Origin of the sequence: Pseudoduganella aquatica (genome assembly GCF_020865585.1) — a bacterium.
GTDB classification, from domain to species: Bacteria; Pseudomonadota; Gammaproteobacteria; order Burkholderiales; family Burkholderiaceae_D; genus Rugamonas; species Rugamonas aquatica_A.
Genome location: NZ_CP086370.1, coordinates 4,519,872 through 4,546,029 on the forward strand (window position 1 = coordinate 4,519,872; position 26,158 = coordinate 4,546,029).

General features: G+C 68.0%; 22 protein-coding genes. 11 read left to right on the forward strand and 11 right to left on the reverse strand.

The genetic code is table 11. The features are described 5' to 3' along the window. Positions 1-20: 20 nt before the first annotated feature. From flgG to KT882_RS20185, 7 genes are all read left to right on the forward strand, one after another. A complete protein-coding gene (gene flgG / locus KT882_RS20155; protein WP_187358593.1) occupies positions 21-812 on the forward strand; it encodes a flagellar basal-body rod protein FlgG in 792 nt (263 codons plus the stop codon). Continuing rightward, entirely contained in the window at positions 812-1,474 is a 663-nt protein-coding gene (gene flgH, locus KT882_RS20160; RefSeq protein ID WP_161070762.1) for a flagellar basal body L-ring protein FlgH, read from the forward strand. The genes flgG and flgH overlap by 1 nt, the downstream gene beginning before the upstream one ends. A 9-nt stretch (positions 1,475-1,483) precedes the next feature. Further along, a complete protein-coding gene (locus KT882_RS20165; protein WP_161070761.1) occupies positions 1,484-2,614 on the forward strand; it encodes a flagellar basal body P-ring protein FlgI in 1,131 nt (376 codons plus the stop codon). A gap of 13 nt (positions 2,615-2,627) precedes the next feature. Then, positions 2,628-3,050 carry a rod-binding protein gene (locus tag KT882_RS20170; protein ID WP_161070760.1) on the forward strand — a complete coding sequence of 141 codons (423 nt, stop codon included), beginning with the start codon at positions 2,628-2,630 and terminating at the stop codon, positions 3,048-3,050. Positions 3,051-3,146: 96 nt separating this feature from the next. Further along, a complete protein-coding gene (gene flgK / locus KT882_RS20175) occupies positions 3,147-4,517 on the forward strand; it encodes a flagellar hook-associated protein FlgK (protein ID WP_161070759.1) in 1,371 nt (456 codons plus the stop codon). Between the two features lie 10 nt (positions 4,518-4,527). Further along, entirely contained in the window at positions 4,528-5,442 is a 915-nt protein-coding gene (gene flgL / locus KT882_RS20180; RefSeq protein ID WP_228893134.1) for a flagellar hook-associated protein FlgL, read from the forward strand. 5 nt (positions 5,443-5,447) lie between these two features. After that, positions 5,448-6,476, forward strand: coding sequence for a hypothetical protein (locus tag KT882_RS20185; protein WP_228893135.1), 1,029 nt, complete (start codon positions 5,448-5,450; stop codon positions 6,474-6,476). Positions 6,477-6,486: 10 nt separating this feature from the next. On the opposite strand, the gene KT882_RS20190 is transcribed toward KT882_RS20185, so the two are convergent. The 6 genes from KT882_RS20190 to KT882_RS20215 form a co-directional block, all read right to left on the reverse strand. Next, a complete protein-coding gene (locus KT882_RS20190; RefSeq protein WP_228893136.1) occupies positions 6,487-8,700 on the reverse strand; it encodes a putative bifunctional diguanylate cyclase/phosphodiesterase in 2,214 nt (737 codons plus the stop codon). A 75-nt stretch (positions 8,701-8,775) separates the two neighbouring features. Next, positions 8,776-9,444 carry an amino acid ABC transporter permease gene (locus KT882_RS20195; RefSeq protein WP_161070755.1) on the reverse strand — a complete coding sequence of 223 codons (669 nt, stop codon included), beginning with the start codon at positions 9,442-9,444 and terminating at the stop codon, positions 8,776-8,778. A gap of 3 nt (positions 9,445-9,447) precedes the next feature. Beyond that, positions 9,448-10,242: a transporter substrate-binding domain-containing protein gene (locus KT882_RS20200; protein WP_161070754.1), complete on the reverse strand. Its 795-nt coding sequence runs from the start codon at positions 10,240-10,242 to the stop codon at positions 9,448-9,450. Between the two features lie 22 nt (positions 10,243-10,264). Beyond that, positions 10,265-10,690 (reverse strand): hypothetical protein, encoded by a 426-nt coding sequence (locus KT882_RS20205; protein WP_161070753.1) that lies wholly within the window; start codon positions 10,688-10,690, stop codon positions 10,265-10,267. A gap of 83 nt (positions 10,691-10,773) precedes the next feature. After that, positions 10,774-11,502, reverse strand: coding sequence for a YcbK family protein (locus KT882_RS20210; RefSeq protein ID WP_187358592.1), 729 nt, complete (start codon positions 11,500-11,502; stop codon positions 10,774-10,776). A gap of 146 nt (positions 11,503-11,648) precedes the next feature. Then, the gene (locus tag KT882_RS20215) at positions 11,649-12,476 is read right to left on the reverse strand and encodes an EAL domain-containing protein (protein ID WP_228893137.1); all 828 of its coding nucleotides are present in this window, start codon (positions 12,474-12,476) and stop codon (positions 11,649-11,651) included. Between the two features lie 224 nt (positions 12,477-12,700). Between KT882_RS20215 and KT882_RS30820 the strand changes: the two genes are divergently transcribed. Beyond that, positions 12,701-13,030, forward strand: a complete 330-nt coding sequence (locus KT882_RS30820; RefSeq protein ID WP_308807686.1) for a class II glutamine amidotransferase — start codon at positions 12,701-12,703, stop codon at positions 13,028-13,030. Then, positions 12,976-13,524 carry a class II glutamine amidotransferase gene (locus KT882_RS20220; protein ID WP_321170275.1) on the forward strand — a complete coding sequence of 183 codons (549 nt, stop codon included), beginning with the start codon at positions 12,976-12,978 and terminating at the stop codon, positions 13,522-13,524. The genes KT882_RS30820 and KT882_RS20220 overlap by 55 nt, the downstream gene beginning before the upstream one ends. A gap of 10 nt (positions 13,525-13,534) precedes the next feature. Here the strand turns inward: KT882_RS20220 and KT882_RS20225 are convergent, their stop codons facing one another. Together KT882_RS20225 and KT882_RS20230 are read right to left on the reverse strand one after the other, a co-directional pair. Next, positions 13,535-14,125 carry a putative 2OG-Fe(II) oxygenase gene (locus KT882_RS20225; RefSeq protein ID WP_161070751.1) on the reverse strand — a complete coding sequence of 197 codons (591 nt, stop codon included), beginning with the start codon at positions 14,123-14,125 and terminating at the stop codon, positions 13,535-13,537. A 19-nt stretch (positions 14,126-14,144) separates the two neighbouring features. Further along, the gene (locus KT882_RS20230) at positions 14,145-14,672 is read right to left on the reverse strand and encodes a GNAT family N-acetyltransferase (protein WP_161070750.1); all 528 of its coding nucleotides are present in this window, start codon (positions 14,670-14,672) and stop codon (positions 14,145-14,147) included. 186 nt (positions 14,673-14,858) lie between these two features. Between KT882_RS20230 and KT882_RS20235 the strand changes: the two genes are divergently transcribed. Beyond that, on the forward strand, positions 14,859-15,893 hold the full coding sequence (locus KT882_RS20235; RefSeq protein WP_228893138.1) for a sulfate ABC transporter substrate-binding protein: 1,035 nt from the start codon (positions 14,859-14,861) through the stop codon (positions 15,891-15,893). A 205-nt stretch (positions 15,894-16,098) separates the two neighbouring features. Further along, the gene (locus KT882_RS20240; RefSeq protein WP_161070748.1) at positions 16,099-16,971 is read left to right on the forward strand and encodes a serine hydrolase; all 873 of its coding nucleotides are present in this window, start codon (positions 16,099-16,101) and stop codon (positions 16,969-16,971) included. Between the two features lie 5 nt (positions 16,972-16,976). Here the strand turns inward: KT882_RS20240 and recD are convergent, their stop codons facing one another. The 3 genes from recD to recC are packed head-to-tail and all read right to left on the reverse strand — an operon-like array spanning position 16,977 to position 26,148. After that, complete coding sequence (recD, locus tag KT882_RS20245; protein WP_161070747.1) at positions 16,977-18,953, reverse strand: exodeoxyribonuclease V subunit alpha; 1,977 nt, start codon at positions 18,951-18,953, stop codon at positions 16,977-16,979. Continuing rightward, positions 18,950-22,669 carry an exodeoxyribonuclease V subunit beta gene (gene recB / locus KT882_RS20250; protein WP_228893139.1) on the reverse strand — a complete coding sequence of 1,240 codons (3,720 nt, stop codon included), beginning with the start codon at positions 22,667-22,669 and terminating at the stop codon, positions 18,950-18,952. The genes recD and recB overlap by 4 nt, the downstream gene beginning before the upstream one ends. Beyond that, positions 22,666-26,148, reverse strand: coding sequence for an exodeoxyribonuclease V subunit gamma (gene recC, locus KT882_RS20255; protein WP_228896723.1), 3,483 nt, complete (start codon positions 26,146-26,148; stop codon positions 22,666-22,668). The genes recB and recC overlap by 4 nt, the downstream gene beginning before the upstream one ends. Between the last annotated feature and the right edge of the window lie 10 nt (positions 26,149-26,158).

Consider the following 26,158-nt stretch of genomic DNA (forward strand, 5'->3'; position numbering starts at 1 on the left):
AGGACTATCAAGGAGTTATCATGAATCCAGCAATGTGGATCAGCAAGACCGGTGTGCAGGCGCAGGACGCCAAGCTGCAAACCATCGCCAACAACCTGGCCAACGCCAACACCGTCGGCTTCAAGCGCGACCGCGTCGCCTTCCAGGACCTGTTCTACTCGATCGAGCAGCAGCCGGGCGCCCAGCGCGCCGGCAACAACACGCTGGCGCCGTCCGGCGTGCAGCTGGGCAACGGCGTGCAGCTGGTGGGCACGCAGAAGATCTTCACCAACGGCAATATCCAGAACACCACCAACGCGCTCGACGTGGCCATCAACGGCAACGGCTTCTTCCAGGTGCGCCGCCCGGACGGCGAACCGGCCTACACCCGCGCCGGCCAGCTGCAGCCCGACCAGAACGGCATCCTGGTCAACAGCGCCGGCCTGCCGCTGGTGCCGCAGATCACCATTCCGGCCAACGCCACCGCCATCACCATCGCGGAAAACGGCGTGGTCTCGGCCACCGTGGCCGGCACCGCCGCCCCCACCGTGCTGGGCCAGCTGACCCTGACCTCGTTTATCAACCCGACCGGCCTGCAGGCCCTGGGCGAGAACCTGTTTGCCGAAACCGCCGCCTCCGGCGCGCCGACCGAAGGCAATCCAGGCACCGACCAGTTCGGCAAGCTGAAGCAGGGCGCGCTGGAAGGCTCCAACGTGCAGGTGGTGGAAGAAATGGTGGACATGATCGCCGCCCAGCGCACCTACGAGATGAACACCAAGGTGCTGACCGCCGCCGACAATATGCTGCAGTACCTGTCGCAGGCGGCACGCTGATGAAAACCGCCCTGCCCGTCCTGGCCGCGCTGCTGCTGGGCGGCTGCGCCGCCATCCAGCCGCCGGCCGTTCGGCCGGGGCCGTTCGACGAGGCGCCCACCATGGCGCGCTCGGCCGCCCCGCGCGGCACCTCCGGCGGCGTGTACGCCGCCGACTCCGGCGTCTCGCTGACCTCGGACAGCCGCGCCTTCCGCGTCGGCGACGTGGTCACCGTGCTGCTGGAAGAGACCACCCAGGCCTCGAAGAGCGCCGGCACCTCCTTCAAGAAGGACTCCGGCGTCAGCGTGGCTGCGCCCAGCCTGCTGGGCAAGGTGCGCCCCAAGGCCGGCATCGACCTGAACGCCGGCCGCACCTTCCAGGGCGACGCCACCAGCACCCAGCAGAATGCGCTGTCCGGCGCCATCACCGTGATCGTGCAGGAAGTCATGCCGAACGGCCTGCTGCGCCTGGCCGGCGAAAAAATGCTGACCTTGAACCAGGGCGAAGAATTCGTGCGCCTGCGCGGCTATGTGCGCGCGGCCGACATCGACGCCGACAACCGCGTGTCCTCGCTGCGCATCGCCAACGCGCGCATCGCCTATTCCGGCCAGGGCACCCTGGCCGACGCCAACTCCCCGGGCTGGCTGACGCGTTTCTTCAGCAGTCCCTACATGCCGTTCTAAGGTAGCACCATGCGCCGCACCTCCTTCCGCACCTCGCTCTTCTCCGCCGCCCTCGCCTGCACCGCGCTGCTGGGCGTGCTGTCCGCCCAGCCGGCCCAGGCCGCGCAGACGCTGCGCAACCTGGTCAGCATCGAGGGCGTGCGCGACAACCCGCTGGTGGGCTACGGCCTGGTGGTGGGCCTGAACGGCAGCGGCGACTCGACCCAGGTCAAGTTCTCCAGCCAGTCCGTGATCAATATGCTCAAGCAGTTCGGCGTGAAAGTGCCGGACGGCACCGACGCGAAAAGCAAGAACGTGGCCACCGTCATGGTCAGCGCCGTGTTTCCGCCGGGCTACCGGCGCGGCCAGGCCATCGACATCACCGTGTCCTCGCTGGGCGACGCCAAGAGCCTGCGCGGCGGCGCCCTGCTGCTGACCCCGCTGCGCGCGGCCGACAACGAGGTCTACGCGCTGGCCCAGGGCAATGTGGTGGTGGGCGGCCTGTCCGCCGCCGGCAAGAGCGGCTCGTCGGTGACGGTGAACACGCCCACCTCGGGCCGGATTCCGAACGGCGCCACCATCGAGCGCGAAATCGCCAGCGACTTCGCCACCAAGCCCACCGTGCGCCTGTCGCTGCGCCACCCGCATTTCCAGACCGCCACCAATATCGTGGAGTCCATCAACAAGAAATTCGGCGACATCGCCAGCACCACCGACGCCACCAGCGTGGACGTGGTGGCGCCCGAGAATCCGACCCAGCGCGTGGCCTTCATGGCCAAGCTGGAAACCCTGCCCATCGAAGTGGGCGACGAGAACCCGAAAGTGGTGTTCAACTCGCGCACCGGCACCGTGGTGATCGCCGAGGGCCTGCGCGTGCGCGCCGCCGCCGTCACCCACGGCTCGCTGAAGGTGGTGATCTCGGAATCGTCCAAGGTCAGCCAGCCGAACGCCTTCGGCCAGGGCAGCACCCAGGTCACGCCGCAGTCCAACGTCAGCGTGGACCAGGGCTCGGGCCAGATGTTCAAGTGGCCGGCCGGCGCCAAGCTGCAAACCATTATCGACACCGTCAACTCGCTGGGCGCCTCGCCGGACGACATCATGGCCATCCTGCAGGCGCTGGACCAGGCCGGCGCCATCGAAGGCGAACTGGTCGTCATCTAATAGAAAGCACGCCATGGACCGCTTCGCCCCCATCCTCCCGCGCCAGTTCAGCATAGGCCGGTCCGACCAGCCCGCGCTGGCGCCGGTGGCCAACGCCGCCGCCGCCGAGGCCGACGCCGATCCGGCCGCCGCCCACTACCGCGCCAAGGCCACCGAGGCGGCCGTCAAGTTCGAGTCCTTCTTTATCGGCGACATGCTGCACCGCATGCGCAGCTCCACCGAGGCGCTCAAGGACGAGGAACACAAGGACAGCATCAACCGCGACATGCTGGACATGGCCGACAACCTGGTGGCCGACCAGATGGCCGGCCAGCGCGCCTTCGGCGTGGCCGACGCCATCCTGCGCCAGCTGCTGCCGGCCGCACCGGCTCCCGCCCACCAGCCCGGCGTCCCCATGCCGCTGGCGCCTGTAGCAAATACTGGCAAAAATATTTAATCCCACATGAAAAGTGGTCGCCTTTATCAGTTAACGGACCAGTGATGATGCTTTAAAGCAACTGGTCCAAGCCTACACCAGGAAAGACCAGCACCAATGAGCATACTCAGCAACGCGCTGTCCGGTTCGATCGCCGCCCAAACGGCCCTCAACACCACCAGCCAAAACATTGCCAACTTGCAGACGAAGGGCTACACCCGCCAGGGCGTGCTCCTCAATGCCATGGCGCCCGGCCTCGGCTCGAAACAGGCCGGCGAAGGCGTGCAAGTGGGCGGTTTGCTGCGTTTCTCCGACTCCTACAAGAACCAGCAGATGTGGCGCGCGGCCTCCGACCTGGGCGCGCACAGCCAGACCCAGCCCTACCTGTCGCAGCTCGAACGCGTGATGGGCGACGACAAGTCCGGCCTGAGCAACGGCGTGGACGAGTTCTTCAAGGCCCTCAACGCGGCCGGCGTGGACCCGACCTCGACCCCGCTGCGCCAGCAGGTGGTGACGGCGGCCAACTCCATGTCGCAGCACTTCAACAGCATCTACAACGTGACGGCCAACCAGCGCCTGTCCGTGCGCCAGCAGCGCGACGCCCTGCTGCCGTCGATGAACCAGACCCTGGCCAATATCGCTCGCCTGAATGAAGGCATCGCGGGCGCGGCCGCCGGCGGCACCAACACCTCGGCCCTGGTCGACGAGCGCGACATGGCGATCGACCAGCTGGCCTCCATGGTGTCGATCGAAGTGATCGACCAGCCGGACGGCTCGCGCAGCGTCTCCATGCGCACCGGCCAGCCGCTGGTGGTGGGCAACCTGGCCAGCACCGTGTCCCTGGTCAGCACCGCCGGCGACCCGGTGCTCACGCTCAAATTCGGCAATTCGCAGTTCCAGCTGGACGACACCAAGGTGGGCGGCCAGATGGGCGGCCTGGCCGACTACGACAAAAACATCCTGCAGCCGCTGCAGCAGTCGATCAAGGACCTGGCCGAGCAGATGGCCGACAAGGTCAACACCCAGCTGCGCGCCGGTTTCGACACGGCCGGCAACCCGGGCAAGGACCTGTTCTCCTTCAACGCCGCCAGCACCACAGGCATGCTGCAGATCGACCCGGCCTTCCAGGCCTCCGACCTGGCCTTCTCGGCCGACGGCACGCCGGGCGACAGCGCCAATCTGCAGCAGCTCATCACCATCAAGAACCAGCCCGTCACGCTGACCTCCATCGGCTCGGTGCTGGTGGGCGACGCCGACACCCAGCTGGTGGGCAAGCTGGGCATCGACAGCCAGCAAAACCAGGCGCTGCTGAAAACGGCCACCACCATCCGCCAGCAGTCCGAGGATGACTGGAAATCGACCAGCGGCGTGAACCAGGACGAGGAAGCGATCAACCTGGTGGAGTTCCAGAATATGTACCAGGCCAACATGAAAGTGCTGGCAGTGGCCAACAACCTGTTCGACGCCACCTTGGCGATGTTCAACTAAGAGGGCCGCCATGCGTATCGCCACTTCCCAGACCCAAGCCGTGATGAACCGCTCGCTGTCCTACAACCAGGACGCGGTGAACCGCCTGACCGCGCAAATGGCCTCGGGCGCGCGCATCCAGGTGCCGTCCGACGATCCGGTGTCGAATGTGCGCATTTCGCGCCTGAACCGCGAAGAAGCCATCATCGGCCAGTACACCGCCAATATCGACGCGGTGCAGATCCGCCTGCAAAAGAACGAGACCTATCTGACCAGCGTGGTCGGCGACGTCAACCAGGTGCGCGACCTGATGGTGTGGGCGCTGGACGGCGGCAGCACCACGCCGGACGACTTGCAGTCCATGGTCACCTCGCTGCAGTCGCTGCGCGAAAGTATGCTCTACAGCGCCAACGTCAAGGACCAGGAAGGCAAATACATTTTCTCGGGCACCCTCACCACCACGCCGGCCATCAGCTTCGACGCCAGTGCGGCGCCGGGCGCGCGCTACAGCTACGCCGGCAACAACGGCAAGCAGGAAGTCGTGGTCGGCAACGGCATCGCGCAGACCGCCAACGTGGATGTGCAGGGCCTGGAAACCTTTCTGAACCAGATCGACTCCGTGCTCGATGGCCTGACCGTGGCGGGCGTGTCGCCCAACGATCCCACCATGCGCGCCCTGCTGCAAGGCGCGCTGGACGGCTCGGACGACACCATGACCCTGGTGTCGAGCAAGATCGCGGCCTTCGGCGGCTCGCAGAACATCCTGGCCACGCTGAAGGACAACCACAGCAACGTCAGCCTGTCGAACCAGATGGCGCTGACCGATATCGGCAAGCTCGACTACGGTGTCGCCGCGACCGAGCTAAACGGTTACAATATTGCATTACAATCCACTTACAAGGCCTATGCCAAGGTAAGCAACCTGTCCCTGTTTAACGTACTGTAATCCGCATGCAAATCGCTCCGCGCCCCAGTTCCAGCGGCCTCGCCGCCGGCAATACCAGCTCCACCAGCAAGGTCGACGAGACCACGCTGGCGGCGCCGGTAGGCGCGCCTGCGCCCGGCGTCAGCGCCGCCGCCCCGGCGCCGCGCCGCGGCGTGAGCAACTGGGACCAGCCTTTGCAGAGCGATATTTCCGGCGCCCAGCAGGCGGTGGACTTCCTGGAGCAGAGCGCGGCGCAGCTGCGCATGCTGAAGGCCGAACTGAGCGCCAAGCTGGCCAGCCGCGCCGGCCGCGACGGCCAGGTGGAGGCGCGCGTGCGCCAGTTCAGCGACACCTGGCGCAACCGCCAGGATGCGTCGGGGGGGACCTTGGACAGCCAGCTCGGTTACAACTCCAGCCAGTCCATGCAGCGCTTCAAGGTGCGCGGCATGAATATGGCCAATCTGCGCAGTGGCGCGCGTGAAACGCTGGCCATCGCGGTCGGCGGCGGCGCGGCCGGCCTGCGCTCGGTGGCGCTGGAACCAGGGCTGTCGGACGAGGAAATCCTGCAGCGCTTCAACCAGGCGCTGGTGCCGGTCAATATCAGCGTGGGCATGGGCGACAACGGCGATCTGGAATTCGCCGTGCCGGAATCGGCCTGGGCCAATGTGCGCGACACCATGGCCATCCAGGGCGGCGGCATCCGCTTCCCCACCGGCCAGCTGCACCGCGTGCGCACCGAACCGGAAGCGCCGGCCATCGCGCCGGAAACCTGGAGCACCAGCGACGCCGACGCCATCCGCCAGACCCTGAGCCAGGTGATCCAGGCGCTGAACCACGTGGAAGCGGCGCTGGCCAAGGTCAACCTGGCCCTGAGCGACGCCAGCGCGCGCGCCGTGTCGGCCATGCCGCAGGTGAGCGCGGCCGGCATGGACCAGGCGGCGCAGAACTTCGTCGTGGCGGCCAACGAACCCAGCTACGCTTCCCTGCTGAGCCTGACCTCGGCGCTGACCGGCATCAACCGCGAACGCGTGATGGCGCTGCTGGGCCTGCGCTAGGCGCCCTTCCTTACTTCCCTATCAGCGGCACGCCGCTGCGCGCCAGCGCCAGCAGCTCGTCCGGCGCCAGCGCGTGCGCAAACACGTAGCCCTGCGCATAGTCGCAGCCGGCCTGCACCAGCAGCGCCTGCTGCGCCGCCGTCTCCACGCCTTCGGCCACCACCGTCAGCCCCAGCTTGTGCGCCATCACCACGATGGCCTCGCACAGCGCCAGGTCGCCCGAATCGCCCGCCATGTCCTGCACGAAGACCCGGTCCAGCTTGAGGAAGTCGATGTCGAAGGTCTTCAGGTGGGACAGCGAAGCGTAGCCGGTGCCGAAGTCGTCCAGCGCCACCTGCAAGCCCATTTCGCGGTAGCTGCGCAGGCGCTGCAGCACTTCGGCCGCGCCGTCCAGCAGGATGCCCTCGGTCACGTCGATGACGATGCTGCGCGGCGCCAGGTCCAGCCTGGCCACGTACTCGAGCCAGCCCTGGCACCAGGCCGGGTCGCCCCGGAACTGCACCGGCGACTGGTTCACGCTGATCTGGAAGGGGCGCCCCAGCGCGCTCTGGAACTGCTTGGCCTGGTCGGCCGCGCGCCGGAACACCCAGTCGCCGATTTCCACGATCAGGCCGCTGTGCTCGGCGTGTTCGATAAACTCGCCCGGATGCAGCACGCCGCGCTGCGGGTGGCGCCAGCGCAGCAGCGCCTCGGCGCGCTCGATCACGCCGCTGGCCAGGTTGACGATGGGCTGGTAGGCCAGTTCGAACTCGCCGGCCGCCAGCGCGCTGCGCAGGTCGGCCGCCAGGCGCTGGCGGTGCTGCGCGGCCAGCTGCAGGTCCTGGGTGAAATAGTGGTAGCGGCTGCGGCCGGCCTTCTTGGCCGCGTACATGGCCTGGTCGGCGTGCCGCAGCAGCTCCTCGGGCGTGGCCGCGTCGGCCGGATAGCAGGCGATGCCGATGCTGGCCGACACCTCGCCCTGCTCGCCGCCCAGCGCGAATGGCCGGGCCAGCGCCGCCACGATATTCTGCGCCACGCGCTCGGCGCTGGCGACCTGCTCCAGCCCGGCCAGGATCACCGTGAACTCGTCGCCGCCCAGGCGCGCCAGCGTGTCCGAGGCGCGCACGCAGTCCGAAATGCGGGCCGCCGCCTGCACCAGCAGCGCGTCGCCCTGCTCGTGGCCCAGCGTGTCGTTGACCTGCTTGAACTGGTCCAGGTCGATGAACAGCAGCGCCAGTGTCAGCCCTTCGCGCTTGGCCTTCTTCATTTCCTGGCCCAGCCTGTCCTGGAACATATGCCGGTTGGGCAAGGCCGTGAGCGCGTCGAAATTGGCCTGGTGCCAGATCAGGTCGGACGAGGCCTTGCTGGCGCTGATGTCGGTCACCAGCGCCAGCGCGCCCAGGTAGACGCCCCTGGCGTCGAAGATGGGGTTGGTGACCAGCGTGGTCCACAACGCGCTGCCGTCGCGCCGGATGAATTTGAATTCGTGCCGTTCGCTGCCGGCGCCCTGCTGGCGCTGCGCGATATTGCGCTCCAGGATGGCGCGGCCTTCGTCGTCCATGAACGCCACCAGCGGCTGCTCGACGATGTCCTCGATGGGATAGCCCAGCATGCTGGCCATCTTGGGATTGACAAAGGAGGTGCAGGACTGCGCATCGATCTCCCAGATGCCTTCCTGCGCGCTGTGCACGATGCGGCGGAAGCGCTCCTCGCTGCGTTCCAGCGCGGCCAGCTTGCCCTCGGCCAGTTCCAGCACGAGGCGGAAGGCCTGGCCGCTGCCGTCCGCGCTGGCCCGCAGCGTGACAGGATAGCCCTGCTCGCCGGCGCGTCCGCGCGTCATCTGCAGGTCGCAGCGCTGCGGCGAGCTCGAGTTGAGCGCACCGTGCACAAAGGCGTCGAAGTCGGCCAGGAAGCGCGGCGCCACGTAGTCGCGGAATTTGGCGCGGCCGGGATTGCTGCGCTGCAGGCCCAGCAGGTCGGCGCCCACCAGGTTCATCTGCAGCAAGGTGGTGTCGAAGGCCAGCACGAAATAGCCCACCGGGGCCAACAGGTAGATGTCGTTGAAGTAGCCCTGCTCCTGCTCGTAGCGCAGACGCTCGGGGCTGAACGCCAGGCCGTCCTCGCCATCCGTTCCAGCGCCGGACAGCGCGGCATCGTGCACGCGCACGCTGGCCAGGCCGCCAAAAACAGGCCCAAGAACCGGCGGAGCGGCTTCGGCTGCGGGAACGTGCGTGTCCTTATCCATGTAGCCTAGACTAACATGGTGCTTTGGCAATGTCGAGCCAGCCGGCCCGGCAAGCGGGGACGCTACGCCACAAACCTAGCGCGCGTGCGCGCGGTTCAGGTGGCGCTCGGCGCGGCGCTGCAGCGTTTCGAATCCCAGGCTCAGCACCCAGTAGATGGCCGCGGCCGCCAGATACAGCGGCAGCGGCTGGAAGGTGGTGGCGATCAGCTCCTTGGTGGTGAGCATCAGCTCGGTCATGGTGATCACGGACACCAGCGAGGTGTCCTTGATCAGGCTGATCAGGGTATTGCTCATGGACGGCACCGCCACCCGCAGCGCCTGCGGCAGCACCACGTGGCGCAGGGTCTGCCAGTAGCCCAGGCCCAGGCTGTAGCTGGCCCACCACTGGCCGCGCGCCACGCTCTGGATGGCGCCGCGCAGGCTCTCCGACAGATAGGCGCCCGCGTTCAGGCTCAGCGCCAGGATGCCGGCCGTGACCGGAGTGAATTCTATGCCCACGCTGGGCAGGCCGTAATAAATGACGAACATCTGCACCAGCAGCGGCGTGCCGCGCATGACGCTGACATACAGCCCGGCCGGCCAGGCCAGCAGCTTCCACGGCAGGATGCGCGCCACGGCCGTGGGGAAGCCCAGCAGCACGCCGCCCAGCATGGACGCCACCGCATACACCAGCGTATAGCCGGCGCCGGTCAGCATCACCGGGGCGGCCTCTCTGAATAAGTCCTGCAGCTCCGGCAGCCCCATCGCTTAAGGCGCCTTGCTCACGTCCACGCCGAACCATTTCACCGAAATGGCCTTCAGGCTGCCGTCGGCGGCGGCGTCGGCCAGCGCCTTGTCCACCGCCGCCTTGAACTGCGGATTGCCCTTCTTGAAGGCGGCCGCCACTTTTTCGACCTTGCCCACTTTGGCGCCGGCCTTGATCGGCAGGTCCGAGGCCTTCAGCAGATAGGCCGTCATCAGGCTGTCGTTCAGCGCCGCGTCCACCCGGCCCACGGCCAGGTCGCGCAGGTTTTCCGGCGCGGCCGGATAGCTGCGCACCTCGATGCCCGGCACCGCCTTGGCCTGCTGCTCGTACACGCTGCCCTGGCCCACGCCCACGCGCTTGCCTTTCAGGTCGGCCAAGGTGGCGTATTGCGCCTTCTCGTCCTTGCGCACCACCAGCTGGGGCATCGAATACTCGTAGGGCACGGAGAAATCAAAGGCCTGCTCGCGCTTGGGGTTCACCGTCACCTGGGACACGATCACGTCGTACTTGCCGGCCTGCAGTCCGGCCAGGATGCTGGCCCACTCGGAGGTGACGAATTCGGTCTTCACGCCCAGCTTGCCGGCGATCAGCCGCGCCACGTCCACGTCGAAGCCGGCCAGCTCGCCGGTCTTCTGGTCTTTGTAGTTGAACGGCGGATAAGTGCCTTCCAGCGCCACCTTGATGGCGCCGCGCGCCTTGACGGTCTCGAGCAGGTCGGCCGCGTGCGCGCCGGCCATGGCGCCCGCCAGCATCAGGCCGGCGGCGGCGAGTTTCAAAGAAAATCGGGAAGTGCGCATGCTTATCCTTATTATCAGTTTTTTAGTAGCGGCGGCGCTGGCCGCGTCCGAAATGATGGCCCGCCACCAAGGTGGAGGTGGCGATCAGGCTGCTCAGGCCCATAATCAGCTGCACCAGCTTGTCGTCCGGCAGTACCCACATGGCGCCCTGCGGCGGCTCGGCCTGCGCCACGGCCGCGATCAGCGGCGCGACCCAGTCCGCCTCGGCGTCCACGTCGAGGATGATGGCGCCGTCGGCGCTGGTCTGCATATGGATGGTGCCGCCCTCGGCCAGCGTGAAGCACACGCCATAGCCTGTTTCATGCGGCGCGATGTGTTCCTTGAGCGCGAGGTTGTGCTCTTCTATCCACAGCTCGACGTCGGCCGGGCTCTCGAGCGCGCTCCAGGGCACCGGGCGGAAGCGCGGTTTGGCCGCGCCGTTGTTCTCTGCGTCTACTGCGTCCTGCATGGATTTCCTGTCGGTAAAACTATACGAATCCGGCAGTGTAACCCGGCGCGCGGGATTAGTCATGCTGCGGCCATACAAGCCCGTCAGCCTTTCCAGGTGCGCTTCAGGCCGGTGTCCGCGTGGATCCAGCCGCCCTGCGGCGTGTTGCGGTAGTAATAGCCCACGCCGCCCTGGCGGAAGCTGCGCACCAGCCCGCCCAGCACCTCGGCGTTCAGATTGGGGATGCGGATATCGGCCGCCTTGCCCTGGATATGCAGCGACTGCCGCGCGGCGGGCACGCCCTGCTCGATCAGGCGCTTGTTGGAATCCGGCGTGCGGTAGCCGGACAGGATCTCCACCGGGCTCTCGATGCCGTAGCGCGCCACGAAAGCCTGCGTGCCCCACAGCGTTTCCAGCAGCTTGGGATCGATGGGCGCGGTCTGCTTGCCGTTCACGTCGCGCAGCAGATGGCACAGCTCCTGGTAGGCCGCGTCGATCACCTCGCCGTCCTTCCAGTACAGCAGGCGGGCCTTCTCGCCGCTGGCGGGCCGCGTCACGGTGAGCGTGCGCGGCTTGAGCCAGAATTCCATGTCCAGCAGCTGCGCGTCGAAGATATCGGGCGGCGGCTCCAGCTCGGTTTGCAATGCGGGCTGGACCTGGGCCGGGGCCGGTGCCACTGCCGAAGCCGTCTGCACCGCAGGACGGACGGCGGCGGGCTTGGCTTTCGCCACCGCCTTGGCCGGCGCTGACGCGCATCCCAGCAGCGGCACGCCGATGAAACTGGCGGCGGTCAGCCCAAATCCTGTCTGTAAGATATCCCTGCGAGTAACCATAGCAATTCCAGTGTAACGATATTGATTACTATAGCGTATAGCAGAGGGAGTTGAGAAACCTCTTTAAGTATGCGCTGCAGGTTTAAGAAAAATTTAAGCGGCGGCGTGGCATGGCGGGTTACGGCGCCCTGCGCCTAACCCGCCATTCAAGCGGCGGCGGCCAGCGTCTCCCCTGCATGCAGCAGCGCCGTGCGCGGCACGTCCAGCAGGAAGCCCTGGGCCAGCAGCGCCTGCCCCGATGCGGCGCCGATGCGCTGCAGCGCCTGCAGCGCTTCCGGTGTCTCCATCCGCTTGAACACCACCCGCGTCCCAGCCTGCGCGGCGCGCTCCAGCAAGCCCGCCAGGCCCGCTTCGTCCGCCAAGCCGCGCGCGTCCAGCCGTATCACGTCCGGCCGCACCCGCTCCAGCAGATGCAGCCCCTCGCGCGCGCTGGCGGCGTTGACCGCGAAGCGGAAACCGTTGCGGCGGTAGTTGTCCGCCACATAGCTCAGCAGCCAGCCCTGCTGCGCCGTCACCGTCGGCAGCAGCAGCACGATGCGCCCTATCGGCAGGTCCAGCGCGTCCAGGATGCGCTGGAAGGCGTAGCCGTGATTGCTGCTGACCGCGCTCAGCAGCCTGTCGTGCACGTTCAGATACAGGTCCGCTCCGGCATTGTCGTCCTGGCGGAAGAAGTTAATCGCATGCAGCATGCGGCACAGGCGGTCCAGCTCCACGGACTCGTCGTCGCTGGCCGCATGGTCCAGCAAGCGCCACAGCGACAAGCCCTCGTCCGCCGCCGACACGCTGCGCGCCAACCCCTCGTAAGCCACCACCCCGCCCCGTGCCAGGTCGCGCACCGGCTGGAAGGCGCTGGTCATGGTGCAATTGAAAAAGCGGCCCTGGGCGCGGCCGTCCGCGTCCAGCCAGATGCTGGTGGTAGTGCTGTCCTGGCCGGACAGGCGCGCCAGGTATTGCTTTAGTACGGGGTAAGTCATGCGGTGCTCCAATTGCTGATATGCCGCCAGGTTAGCCGAGCGCCGTCCGCGCCAGAAGGAATGGTTTCGCCATTCCATATGCGGAATACGCATGAAACAGGCATTTCAAGCCGCGTATATGCATATGCTGAAACATTCGTTCCCGGCCCTATGGCGCGCCGGTATCGTAAGCCCATCAGCAACTACCGCCCACCAGCGCCGCCGCCATGTGCCAGCTACTCGGAATGAACAGCAGCAAACCCGCCGACCTGCGCTTCTCCTTTGCCGGCTTTGCCGAACGGGGCGGCCGCACCGGCGAGCACAAGGACGGCTGGGGCATCGCCTTCCACACGCGGCGCGGCTGCCGTTTGTACACCGAGGAACGCGCCACCATCGAATCGCCGCTGGCCGAGCGCATCAAGCGCCGCCGCATCAAGGCCAGCAACGTGGTGGCCCACATCCGCAAGGCCACGCAGGGCCGCGTGGCGCTGGAGAACAGCCACCCGTTCACACGCGAGCTGTGGGGGCGGACGGGGACGCCGAGTCCTGGTCCTTCGCGCACAACGGCGACCTGAAAAGCTTTTCCCCCGACGCCGGCGCCTACACGCCCGAAGGCGACACCGACAGCGAACGCGCCTTCTGCCATTTGATGTCCGGCCTGGCCGACCGCTTCCGCAGCGCGCCCAGCCGGCGTGCGCTATATGTGGCGGTGCATGAACTGAGCGCCGAGATCGCCGTGCACGGCAGCTTCAACTTCCTGCTGTCCAACGGCGAAACGCTGTTCGCGCACTGCTCCACCCGCCTGCACTACGTGGCGCGCGCCTACCCCTTTTCGGTGGCCAGCCTGGTGGACTGCGAGCGCAGCATAGACTTCCGCAACCACCACGGCCTGGACGACCGCATGGCCGTGATCGCCACCGAGCCGCTCACGTCCAATGAAAGCTGGGTGGCCTTCGTACCGGGCGAATTGAAAATGTTCGTGGATGGAAAAGTGCTGGACGGCGCGGCGCTGAGCGCGCGCGGCAGCCGGAGCGAAGCCGGCGCGGGCCGGCCCTGCGCCCTGTGCTGACAGCGAACGGCTAGGCGGCGACAGCGTTGATGCCGATGGTCACGCGCGGCGCGCCGCCCGCGTGCGGTTCCAGCTGCTGTTCCAGCCAGTTCGGAAACACCAGCAACTGCCCCGCGCTCGGCTGCGCCGCCGTAAGGCCGCCGCCGTTGACGCCCCGCCCCGCGACCTGTCCCAGCGCCACCGCCGGGCGCGGATCGCGGAACAGCAGCGGGCCGCACTGCGGCGGCGCCTGCAGATAAAAGCATCCGCTCAGCAAACGGTTGGCATGCACATGCGGCATATTGAAGCTGCCCTGCTCATGCACCTCCAGCCAGCCCTCCATGCGGAAGCGCACCGCGCCCGGCAGCTGCATCTCCTGCAAAGCCTGGCCGAAGCAGGCCTGCGCCGCCTCGTGCAGCGGCGCGAACGCCGCCTGCTCGAACAGGCTGGCACTGCTGTTCCATCCCCTGCGCATGCTGCCGCCGGCAGGCTGCGGCTGCGCCGCGCGCCATTGCTGCACCGCGTTCAGCCACACGGGGAAATGCGGCTGCAAAAAACTCAAATCGAAAGACCACAGCGTGGTGGGGAAAATGTCCTGGCGGGAGACAGCGATATCGGTCATGGGATGGTCGAAGGCGGCTTCAGGCCGAATTGCAGTTGCAGAAGCGCTTGCGCTGGCTGGTGTCGGGCGCCGCGCCGCGGTCGAGCTGCTTCCAGAAGAAGATGGTGTCCACGCCATACGGCGAACGGACGTGGCCGGAGCGCACATAGCCCTGGCTGGCGAAGAATTCCTCGCCGGTGGCCGTGCTGTGCAGCTGCACCGCCTTCACGCCCCAGTTGCAGGCGGTCTCCTCCACCTTGGCCAACATGGCCTTGCCGGCGCCCAGGCCGCGCGCCTCCGGCAGCAGGTAGCACAGCGCCAGCTTGCCGGCGCCGGTCAGCAGCGACACGCCGATCACGGCGCCGTCCTTCAGCGCCACCAGCGAATAATTGGTGGGGGATTCGAACCAGCTTGCCACGGTCTGCGGTGTCTTGTTGCCCAGCCATGCGCCCAGGATGGCAGGGTCGTCCTTATGGTCGGCCACGCAGCACTCGGTGATGGAACGGCGCAGCACTGTGCACGCTGCAAAAGCGTCCTCCGGTGCAGCAATACGAATTTCAAGACTCATGTGTGTTCAAAAAAATTACCCGCCCGGCGGCGTCACAGCCCGACTATACACCAGCGCCGGAAAAACCGTCGGGCCGGTGGCAAGACCGCCAGGCAGCGCTTATAGTCTAAGCATATTACAAACAATTCGTATCTTTTCGGGCAGAAATTATAGACCATGCATATATGTTTTTTACGAAAGCAAACCATGTCTAAGAAAAATTCCGTATTTAGCGCAAGTAATTTACAACGCCGCAGCCTGCTGGCCGCCATCGCCGCCGCCACGCTGCCGCTGGGCGGCAACGTCTGGGCCGCCGACCCGGTGCTGCTGAACGTCTCCTACGACGTGATGCGCGAAGTGTTCAAGGATATCAACCCGGCCTTCATCGCCGACTACAAGCAGAAGACCGGCGCCACGGTGACGGTGAACCAGTCGCACGGCGGCTCGTCCAAGCAGGCCCGCGCCGTGGCCGACGGCCTGGAAGCGTCGGTGGTGACCATGAACCAGGCCAACGACGTGGACCTGCTGGCCGACCGCGGCCTGGTGGCCGCCGACTGGAAAGCCAAATTCCCGCACGGCGCCGCGCCGTTCTACTCCACCGTGGTCTACCTGGTGCGCAAGGGCAATCCCAAGCAGATCAAGGACTGGACCGACCTGGCCAAGCCGGACGTGAAAGTGGTGATCCCGAATCCCAAGACCTCCGGCAACGGCCGCTACACCTACCTGGCCGCGTGGGGCTCGGTGCTGAAAAAAGGCGGCACCGAAGCGCAGGCGCGCGAGCTGGTAGGCAAGATCTTCAAGAACGTGCCGGTGATGGACACCGGCGGCCGCGCCGCCACCACCACCTTCACCCAGCGCCAGATCGGCGACGTGCTGGTGACGTTTGAAAACGAAGTGCAGCTGGTGCGCACCGAGTTCGGCGACAACTTCGAAGTGGTGTATCCGGCCGTCTCCATCCTGGCCGAATCGCCGGTGGCGGTGGTGGACAAGGTGGTCGACAAGCGCGGCCTGCGCAAGGAAGCGACCGCCTACCTGAACTTCCTGTACTCGGACGCCGGCCAGGAAATCCTGGCCAAGCACTACCTGCGCCCGACCTCGGAAGCGGTGGCCAAGAAATACGCCGCCACCTTCAAGCCAATTACCCTGCTGAGCGTGGACACGGTGTTCGGCGGCTGGCGCGCCGCCCAGAAGAAGCACTTTGACGACGGCGGCGAATTCGACAAGATTTTCGCCACCAAGTAAGCCCCAGCGAACATTTTCGCCACACCCCGGCCCCGCAGAGCCTCTGCGGGGCTTTTTTTCGTCCCGCGCCTGCGGCCGGGGCTGGTTTCAATAGACGAGTTAGTCGATTTCCTGTATTGTCGATCTTGGGAAAACGTTGCCGCACAGATAGAAAACTTCTGTCCCGCCGTCCCCGCCCGAATACCCTCTTTCCGAAGACAAAAACATGATCAAGAAAACAGTAGTTGCCCTGCTGATGTCCTTGAGCGCCGCCGCTATGGCGATGCCGCTCGGCTCGCAGTCGGTGCTGGTGGTCGAAGACGACACCGGCAAAATCCTGGTTGAAAAGAACGCCAACGCGGTGGTGCCGATCGCGTCGCTGACCAAGCTGATGACCGCCATGGTGGTGCTGGACGCCAAGCAGAACATGGACGAGGAAATCGAGATCGACAAGGTCGACGTCGACACGCTCAAGCACAGCACCTCGCGCGTGCCGGTGGGCGCCACCATCTCGCGCGGCGACGTGCTGCAGCTCGCGCTGATGTCCTCGGACAACCGCGCCGCCGCCTCGCTGGGCCGCACCTATCCGGGCGGCATGCCGGCCTTCAAGGCCGCCGTGAACGCCAAGATCCGCGCGCTGGGCATGACCCAGACCGTGATCGAGGAGCCGACCGGCCTGTCGCCCAACAATAAATCGACCGCCGCCGACCTGGTGAAGATGGCCGCCGCCGCCGCCCGCTACGAAGACATCCGCCGCATCACCACGGACAAGAAGGACGTCATCAAGATCAAGGGCCGCCAGGTGGAGTACCACAACACCAACCGCCTGGTGGGGGCCAAGGGCTGGGACATCGGCATGTCCAAGACCGGCTACACCGAAGAAGCGGGCCGCTGCCTGATCATGCGCATCACCTCGGCCGGCAAGAACGCCACCGTCGTGCTGCTCAACGCCAAGGCCAACTCGGCCCGCCTGATGGACGCCTTCAACATCCGCCGCTTCATCTCCGGCGGCGAGGAAGAAAAACCGCGCGTGATGCGCGCTTCCAGCCGCAAGAAGGCGCCGGTGGCCAAGAGCCCGCGCCGCCGCCGCGCGTCCTGATAGCCTTATTCGCTGATCAGCGTACGCAGGCCGCTCGCGCGCTGCGTACGCTGGGCGATGGCGCTGTCCAGCACCGCCGCCGACGGCGTGCATAAAGTGAAGTGTTCCTTGGCGCGCGTGATGCCGGTGTAGACCAGCTCGCGCGCCAGCACCGCGCCTCCTTCGCGCGGCAGCGCCACCACCGTGTGCGCAAACTCCGACCCCTGCGATTTGTGCACCGTCATGGCGAACGCCGTTTCGACCTGGCGCAGCCGCGTGGCCAGTACGCTGCGGATGCTGGCGCCCTCGCTGAAATACACGCGCAGCGAGCCGGCCCGCGCCGGATCGGGCAGGGTCAGGCCGATATCGCCGTTGAACACGCCGGTGCCGTAGTCGTTGCGCGTGACCATGACCGGCCGCCCCACATACCACTCGCCGCGCTTGCGCAGCAGCCCCGCCGCCTCCAGCCGCTGTTCGATGGCCTCGTTCAGCCCCGTCACGCCCCACTCCCCCTCGCGCACCGCGCACAGGATGCGGAACGCTTCGAAGCTGCGCAGCACCTGCAGCACCCAGGCGTCATGCTCTTCGCCGCCGATGTCGGCGCCCGCGCCGGCCCTGGCTATCATGCGCAGGTAGTCCTGGTAGCCGGCCAGCGCCAGCTGCAACACGTCCTGCTGCTGCGCCGGATCGATCCAGGACAGCTTGCCGCCGCTGTCCGAAGCCAGCGCTGCGCGCGCGGCCGCCGCGTCGCCGGCGTTGACGGCCAGCGCCAGCTGCCCGATAGGCCCGCCGAAGCGGCGGCTCTCGCGCAGCATCACGGTCTGTTGCGCCAGCGGACCGGCCGCGCCCTGGAAGCCGGGCGGGATCTCCTGCCCCGTGGCGGCGCGGATGTAGTCCACCGTGGCGGCGCTGTAGCCCCCGGCCTGCGCGTCGTGGCACAAGTCGCCGAGCACCGCGCCGGCTTCCACCGACGCCAGCTGGTCCTTGTCGCCCAGCAATATCAGGCGCGCGTTGGGCGGCAGCGCGTCCAGCAGCGCCGCCATCATCTCCAGGTGCACCATGGACGCCTCGTCGACGATCAGCACGTCCACGTCCAGCGGATTGCCCCGGTGGTGGACAAAGCTGCGCGTGTCCGGACGCGCGCCCAGCAGGCTATGCAGGGTGCGCGCCGCGCCCATGCGGGCCGCCAGTTCCGGCAGCCGCAGTTCGGGCACGCGTCCGGCCAGTTCCTCCAGCGCGTTGTCGATCGACTGCTTGAGCCGCGCCGCCGCCTTGCCGGTGGGCGCGGCCAGCGCAATGCGCACGCCGCCCGCCGAGCTGCCCAGGTCCGCCCCGCTGGCGCCGCCCGCCGTGGCGAACAGCAGCGCCAGCAGGCGCGCCACGGTGTAGGTCTTGCCGGTGCCCGGCCCGCCGGTGATGATGCCCAGGTTGCTGCGCAGGGCCGCCGCGCAGGCGATCTTCTGCCAGTCCGGCCCGCCCTCGCGCGGCGCGTGGTGGAACAGCGTGTCCAGCCAGTGGCGCACGCGGCCAACGTCCACCAGGCGCGGCGCGGCGGCGCGCTCGCGCACGGCGCGCGCCACGGTGGTCTCGTCGCGCCAGTAGCGGCGCAGGTAGAGGCGCTCGCCGTCCAGCACCAGCGGCTGCTGGAAATCCAGGTCCTGCACCGGCCACACCTGGTCGCACTGGTACAGCATGGCGTTCCACGCGGCGACGGACTTGGGCAGCGGCCCGGCGCTGGTGCGCAAAGCGCTCCAGTCCTCTTCGCTCCAGCCCAGCAGCGCGCGCGGGTCGCCGGCCAGCTCGGACAGCAGCAAACAGCTGTGGCCCCGCCCTTCCAGCTCGGACAGCAGCACGCAGGCCAGCATCAGCGGCGGCGAGCCGTGGCCCAGCGAGGCGATAAAGCGCGCGAACGCGCCGCTCAGGCGGCGCAGCTGCCCCGCTTCGGTCAGCGCGTCGATCCGGGCCAGCAGCGCGGCGCAGTGGGTGTCGTCGGTGGTGTTCAAACTGTGGTGCCTCGCTCAGTCTCGCTCAATAATTCGTCCAGCCCGTCCAGCAGTTCCGGAGCCGGCTCCAGCAGGTAGCAGCCGCGCGTGTGGACATTGCCTATGCCGCGCAGGAAGAAGAAGACCGCGCCGCCAAGGTGCTGCGCGGGATCATAGTCGCCGCCCATGCGGTTGCGCAGCAGCCGGTGCAGCGCCTGCATATAGATCGCGCCCTGGATGTCGTAGCGGTGCTCGGCCATGCCGGCCGCCAGCGCCTGCGTGTGGTAGGCAGCGTCGCCCGCGCCCAGCGCGTTCGATTTGTAGTCCAGCACCCAGTAGCGGCCTTCGTGCTCGAACACCAGGTCGGTAAAGCCTTTCAGCATGCCGTGCAGCTGGCGCTCGGGCAGCAAGGGCCGCGCCACGCCTTGCAGCAGGTGGCGGCGGCACAGGCGGTCCAGCGCGCCGGTGCTCAGGCGCTCGCTGGGGAACCAGAATTCCATCTCCGGCAGCACCCCGTCCAGTTCGGACAGCGACGCCCCCAGCTGCGGCAGCGGCGTGGTGGCGATGGCGCGCAGCCAGGCCAGCGTGTCGTCCTGGCGGTTGGACCAGCCTGCGCGCTCGATGCGGCGCAGCAGGCGGGTGTCGAAGTGCGCATCGTGCACCTCGCCGAAGCCTTCCTGCCCCATCCACTCCAGCTGCTCGTGCAGGAAATTGCCCGGCACCGAGCCGCGCGGGAAGCGGTGCCAGGGGGCGTCCTCCGGACGGATGGCAGGCGCGGCCTCCAGCCCTTCCAGCAGCTTTTCCTCCACCGCGCTGCGCGGCACATGGCGGCTGCCGGGCTGGCTGGCCACGGCGCCCGCCGCCGGGCCGGGCACAGCACCGCCGCCGTAGGCCGGGGCGTTGCCGCGCCGCGCCAGCGAGGTAAAGCTGCCCACCGACCAGTCGCGCTCGAAGTCGCCTTCGAAGCGCTGCGCGTCCACCAGTTGCGGGCGCTGCTCCACGCGGTTCAGCACCGTCAACGCGCCCGCCTGCTCCAGCGCGCGCACCGAGATGGCCGCGCAGCCGGCTTTCACCTGCTCCCAGCGCGCCAGCAGTTCCGCGCCCGGCAGCGGCTCGCCGCCGGTGAGCAGATAGCCCAGCGCCGAGTCATGCAGCGCGCTGGCGCCGCGCGCGGCCACGCCCAGCCACAGGAAATGGCGCGGACGCGTCAGCGCCACGTACAGCAGGCGCAAGTCTTCCTCCAGGCGCGCCGCCTCGGCCGCCTCCAGCGCCTCTTCCGACAGCGACATGTCTATCCTGCGCCTGCCGTCCTCGCCGGTGTATTCGAAGAAGCTGCGGTTGCGCCGGTCCACCTTGCGCGCCGTGGTGGCGAACGGCAGGTACACCAGCGGATACTCCAGGCCCTTGGACTTGTGCACCGTCACCACCTGCACCAGTTCCGCGTCGCTTTCCAGCCGCAGCACGCGCTCGTCGCCGCCCTCGCCGCCGCCTTCCACCTGCTCGGCCAGCCAGCGTATCAGCGCCTGCTCGCCGTCCAGCTGGCGGCTGGCCGACTGCAGCAGCTCGGCCAGGTGCAGCAGATTGGTCAGCCTGCGCTCGCCGCCCGCCTGCGCCAGCAAGGCCGCCGGCAGATTCAGTTCGTGGATGAAGCGCCGCAGCATGGCCAGCACGCCCTGGCGCTGCCAGATAATATGCAGCGCCTTAAGCTGCTCCACGCGCTGCTCCCACGCCAGTTCGTCCGCCGAAAGGCGCGCCAGCTCGGCCAGCGGCAGGCCCGCCGTGCGGGTGGCGAAAGCGGCCCGCGCCAGCGCGCCGTCCAGCGGATTGGCCAGCGCCGATAGCCAGCGCAACACGTCGGCCGCCTCCTCGCTCTCCAGCACCGAGTCCTTGTCCGACAAATAAACGCTGATGACCTTGCGCCTTTGCAGCGCGCGCCGTATCGCCGCCGCCTCCTTCCCGTCCCGCACCAGCACCGCGATATCCGCCGGCTGCAGGCGTTTGAAGCCATCCGGCCCCTCGAAACCCGCCTGCGGGTCGTTCAGCATAGCCGTGATGTGCTCGGCGCAGTGCCAGGCGAAGAACTCGCGGTAGCCGTCCGCCTTCATGTCGTCGGCCTGGCTGCAGCTCACCATCAGCGCTTCCAGTTGCCCATGCGCGCCCACCAGGCGCTCCTTGCGGCCGTTCGCGCCCACCGCGTCGAAAGGCAGCGGATTGGCGCCGTCCGGCTTGCGGAAGCGGAACGCGCCGCGCGGCTGGCCTTCGCCCGGCGCCGCGCCTTCCGCGTACAGGAAAACCTGGTTGACCGCCGCCACCAGCGCCTCCGTGGAACGGAAGTTGGTGCCCAGCTGGTAGTGCCGCCCCTCCGTGGCGCGCCGCGCCGACAGGTAGCTGTGGATGTCCGCGCCGCGGAAGCCGTAGATGGACTGCTTGGGATCGCCGATCATGAACAGCCCCGTCTCCGGCGCGTTGTCGGCCACGCGGTACAGCTGGTCGAAAATCTGGTACTGGATGGGCGCGGTATCCTGGAACTCGTCCACCATGGCCACCGGATACTGCTCGGTGATGCGCTTGCGCAGCGCGGCGCCGTTCTCGCCCAGCAGCGCCGCGCGCAGGCGCTCCAGCATGTCGGCAAAGCCGAACTGGCGCGTGCGCCGCTTCAGCTCCGCCATGCGGCGCGCAATGGCCGCCGCCGCGTGGCGGTACAGCGGATGCTCCAGCGGCTCGATGGCTTTCAGGCCTTCGGCCAGCAGCGCGGTGGCCTCGAAGTCGTCCGGGATGGACGGGCTGTAGCCTTTGGCGCAGGCGTCTGCGATGCCGTCCGGCGTGAGGCGGCGCCAGGCCGTGTCCGAAATATCGGGGAAGACCATGTAGTCGTCCTGCGCCCAGGCGCGCAGGCCGTCGAACCATTTGACCAGCGATTCCGGCTTCATCTTCACGCCGTTGAAGCACTTGGGCGCGGCGCCGCGCTGCTGCGCTATCCACTGCTCCATGCGGTTGGCGCGCTCGCTCCAGCCGTCCTTCAGCTCCAGCAGCTGCGAACGCTGGGTGCGCAGCACGCGGGCGATCAGCGCGTCCAGCGCCTCGTCCGCCGGCGCGCCGCCCTCGCCCGCCTCGGCGATGAATTCGCTGCGGCGCGACAGCTCGCGCACGCTGCGCTTGAGCGCTTCCACGTCCGTCCAGCAGCGCAGCAACTGGCCCAGCGCGGCCTCCTTCAGCGGATACACATGCTGGCGCCAATAGTCGTGCGCCGCGTCCTCGAACAGCGCGCCCTCGTCGCCCACCAATTCCTCGTCGAACAGGCTGCCGCTGTCGAAAGCGTGCTCGCGCAGCATGCGCTGGCACCAGGCGTCAATCGTGAAGATGGCCGCTTCGTCCATCGTTTCCGCCGCCAGCATGAGCCGGTGCGCGGCCTGCTGCTGTTCCGCGTGCGAAGGGTAGGACTCCAGCAGCGCGTCCAGGTAGCCGTCCTGCTTGCCGGACTGGCCCCGGAAATACGCGGCCGCCTCGATCAGGCGTTCGCGCACGCGGTTGGACAGCTCGCGCGTGGCGGCGCGGGTGAAGGTCATCACCAGGATGTCGGCCGGCAGCAGCGGGCGGCCGTAGGCCTGCTCGCCGCCGTGGCCCAGCACCAGGCGCACATACAGCGCGGCGATGGTCCAGGTTTTGCCGGTGCCGGCGCTGGCCTCGATCAGGCGCGAGCCGTGCAGCGGAAAGGTCAGTGGTGCGAGCAAGCTCATTGTTCGTCCTCGCCTGCGATGGGCGTAATCGTTATCTGGCCGGCGATCCAGTCCGCCAGCGGGCCATACAGTTCCTGCGCCACGTCGGTCCATTCCGGCTCGGCGGCCAGGGCGGCGAAGTCCGGCCACAGGCGGGCCAGGCACAAGTCCTCGTTCTCGCCGCTGACTTCAAAGCCGCCGTCGTAGGTGGCGCGCGGATCGCCGCCCTGCACCAGCGCAAGGCCGGTCTTGCAGGCGGTGGGCAGCGGACGGTTCATGCCGTCGCGCCAGATCGCCACCAGCCGCTCCAGCGCGTCGCGCGCGGGCTGCAGTTCCAGCGGCGCCATTTTCACGATCACGTCGCGCGCCACCAGGTAGCCGGTGACGGACTCGCCCTGCGCCGCCGCAGCGAGCTGGCGCAGCCACATGGCGATCAGCTTGTCGCCCCGGCCCTTGTATTCTTCGCGGGATTTACTGGCCGCCTTGGACGACATCTGCGCCAGCCAGACCTTTTCGGCGCCGTTGCTGCGCAGCTGGTCCACCCAGTCTTCCAAAGGCACGCCGCCGAACGCCAGGCTGACCGGCAGCTTGGGCGCGGGCAGCGGGTAGCGCGCGCACAGCTGCAGCCAGGCGGTGCGCACCGGCACCAGCGCCTCCACAAGTTTCAGCTGCTCCTGCTTGCCGATCAGGCCTATCGGCAGGCGGCCTTCGCGGCCAAGCTGCTCGGCGCGCTCGGTGAGGTTGGCGCGCACGTCGGCCATCGGTTCGGGTTCGCCGCTGTCGTCCAGCATCATGTCTTCCAGCTGGTAGCGCTGCAGGGCGTTCAGCGCGAACGGCTCCTCGTCCTCGCCCACCACGGCCGCTTCCGCGAACATCACGCCCAGGCGCTGGCGGAAGAAGTAGCGCACCGGCTGGCGCATGAAGCTGGCCAGCTGGTTCAGGCGCAGGCGGAAGTTCGGGTCCAGCTCGTAGGGCGGGAGGACGGCGGATGGCGGGGCCGCAGCTTGGCCGGCATCGGCGGCATCGGCGGCATTGTCGGCCGCGTGCGCCTTGCGCCATTCGCCCGCATAGGTCAGCAGGCCGCCCGCTTCGAAGTAGCGGCGGCTGAAGGGCTGCAGCGCGTGTTCGGTCGTGCGCCTGGCCAGATCCACCTGCCAGCCCGCCTTCAGATAGTCGCACAGCTGCGCCACCAGCACGGACGGCGGCTGTTCGCTGTTGTCGCGCACGTGGCGGCCCACCCAGCTGATATACAGCTTGTCGCGCGCCGCCAGCACGGCTTCCAGCATCAGGTAGCGGTCGTCGTCGCGGCGCGAGCGGTCGCCGGGGCGGGCCATGCCGGGCAGCGCCAGCAGGTCGAAGTCGGCCTTGCGGGCGCGGCGCGGGAAGTCGCCGTCATTCATGCCCAGCAGGCAAACCACGCGGAACGGCACCGCGCGCATCGGCATCAGCGTGCAAAAGGTCACGCCGCCCGACACGAACTGGTGGTCCAGCGTGGGCTCGTCCAGCGCGCCCAGCCAGGACTCGCGCAGCACCGCCAGCGGCACGGCCTCGTCGAAGCCCGCGCCTTCGCAGGTTTCCAGCCAGTGGTTCAGCGTGTCGTCCAGCAGCGCCAGCGTGAGGCGGTCGCCCTCCTCGCGCGCGTCGAAGAAGGCAGCCAGCAGCGCGCGCGCCTGCACGCCCCACTCGGCCGGGGAGCGCGGCTGCGCCAGCAGGGCGCGCCAGTGCAGCAGCGCCTCCACCAGCTGCGCCAGCGATCCGGCCAGCGCCGCATCCAGCCCGCCCACTTCGCCGTAGGATTCTATGCCGCCGAAAGCGGTGTCGCGGCCGCTGGCATAGCCCAGCAGCATGCGCCGCACGCCGAAGATCCAGGCGTTCTGCTCGCCGGCCGGGGCCAGGCCGAGGCCGGAGCGGTGCTGCTGGTCCAGCCCCCAGCGCACGCCCGCGCCTTCTATCCACAGGCCCAGCGTGGGCAGGTCGTCCTCCGACAGGCCGAAGCGCGCCGCCAGCGCGGGCACGTCCAGCAGGTCGCGCACCTCGCTCTGGCGGCAGCGCTGCTGCGGCAGGCGCAGCAGCCACTCCAGCGCCACCAGCAGCGGGTTGACGCTGCGGTCGTTCACGTCGCCGATTTCAAACGGGATGTAGCGCGGGTCGCTGCGCCGGTGCTGCGCGAAGACGGCGTGGATGGCGGCGCTGAAGACGTCGATGTCCGGCACCATCACCACCACGTCGCGCGGGCGCAGCGGGCGGTCCGTGTGCTGGGCGGCGGCGAACATGGCCAGCAGCTGGTCGTGCAGCACCTCCACCTCGCGCTGCACGCTGTGCGCCACGTGCAGCTCGATGGAGCGGTCGCTGTCCGGCGGCGGCGGATAATGGTGGTCGGACAGCGGCAGCAGGTCGCGCACGGCGGCCTGCATCTGCGCCAGCATGGTCTCGCCTTCGCCGTCGCTGAACAGGTCCACGCGCAGCGGCGCCACGGCGCCCCTATCTTCATCCTTGCCCTGCTCCTGCGCCAGCTGCGCGGCCTCGTTCGCGGCCACGTCGAATTCGTCCAGCATGCGCACGAAGTCGCGCCCCTGGCGGCCCCAGCTCGCCAGCAGCGGATGGCTGTGCGCGTGCAGTTCCTCCAGCGGTATCAAGCCCAGGTCCACGCCGTTGCGCAGCTGCTGGCGGCGGTGCGCGCTGCGCAGCAGGTCGCGTCCTTCGATAATGTCGCCCCAGTAGAACTGGCAGGGATTGGGCACGGCCAGCACCACCTGCGTGTAGCGCGCCAGCGAGGCCAGCGCCTGCAAGGTCTGGTAAGGCAGCGCGGACACGCCGAACAGCACGATGCGGCGCGGCAGCTTGCCCTGCGGCGCGGCGCCGCTGGCAGCGGCCGCCACGAATTCGGTGTGCACGTCGGCGCGGCCCAGGGCGCGCTCCTGTTCCGGCACGCTGGCGATCACCGCGCGCCACAGCGCGCCCTGCCACCGCTGGTCCGGCGCCAGCGCCACGCTCTCGCCGCGCGCGTTGCGCAGCGCGTCGCGCCCGGCGGCCCAGTCGGTGAGCCAGTCGGCGCGGTAGACCTGGTACTGGTCGAACAAGTCGGCCAGGCGCTCGGCCAGCTGCAGGCGGCGCTCGGGGTCGCCGTCGCCCAGGAAATGGCGCAGCGGCGCGAACAACTCGTCAGACAAGAGCGTGGGCAGCAAGCGCATCAGCCGCCACGTGAGCGGGCCTTTATCGAAGGCGGAGATGCGCGGCACGCGCTCGCGCCCCAGCATGCCGCGATAAGTTTCCCACAGGAATCGCGCCGGCAGCGCCACGCGGTTGGCGGCGCACACGCCCATTTCCTCGGCCAGCGCAATCTTGAGCCACTCGGCCACGCCGTTCGACTGGACCAGGAAAATGTCCGATTCCAGGGGCGCCAGCGGGTGCTGGCGCAGCCACTGGAACACCGCCGCGCGCAGCAGTTCCATCTGGTTGCCGTGCAGAATCAACAGGCCGGGGGTGATGCTTGAATCCATATAGTCAGCA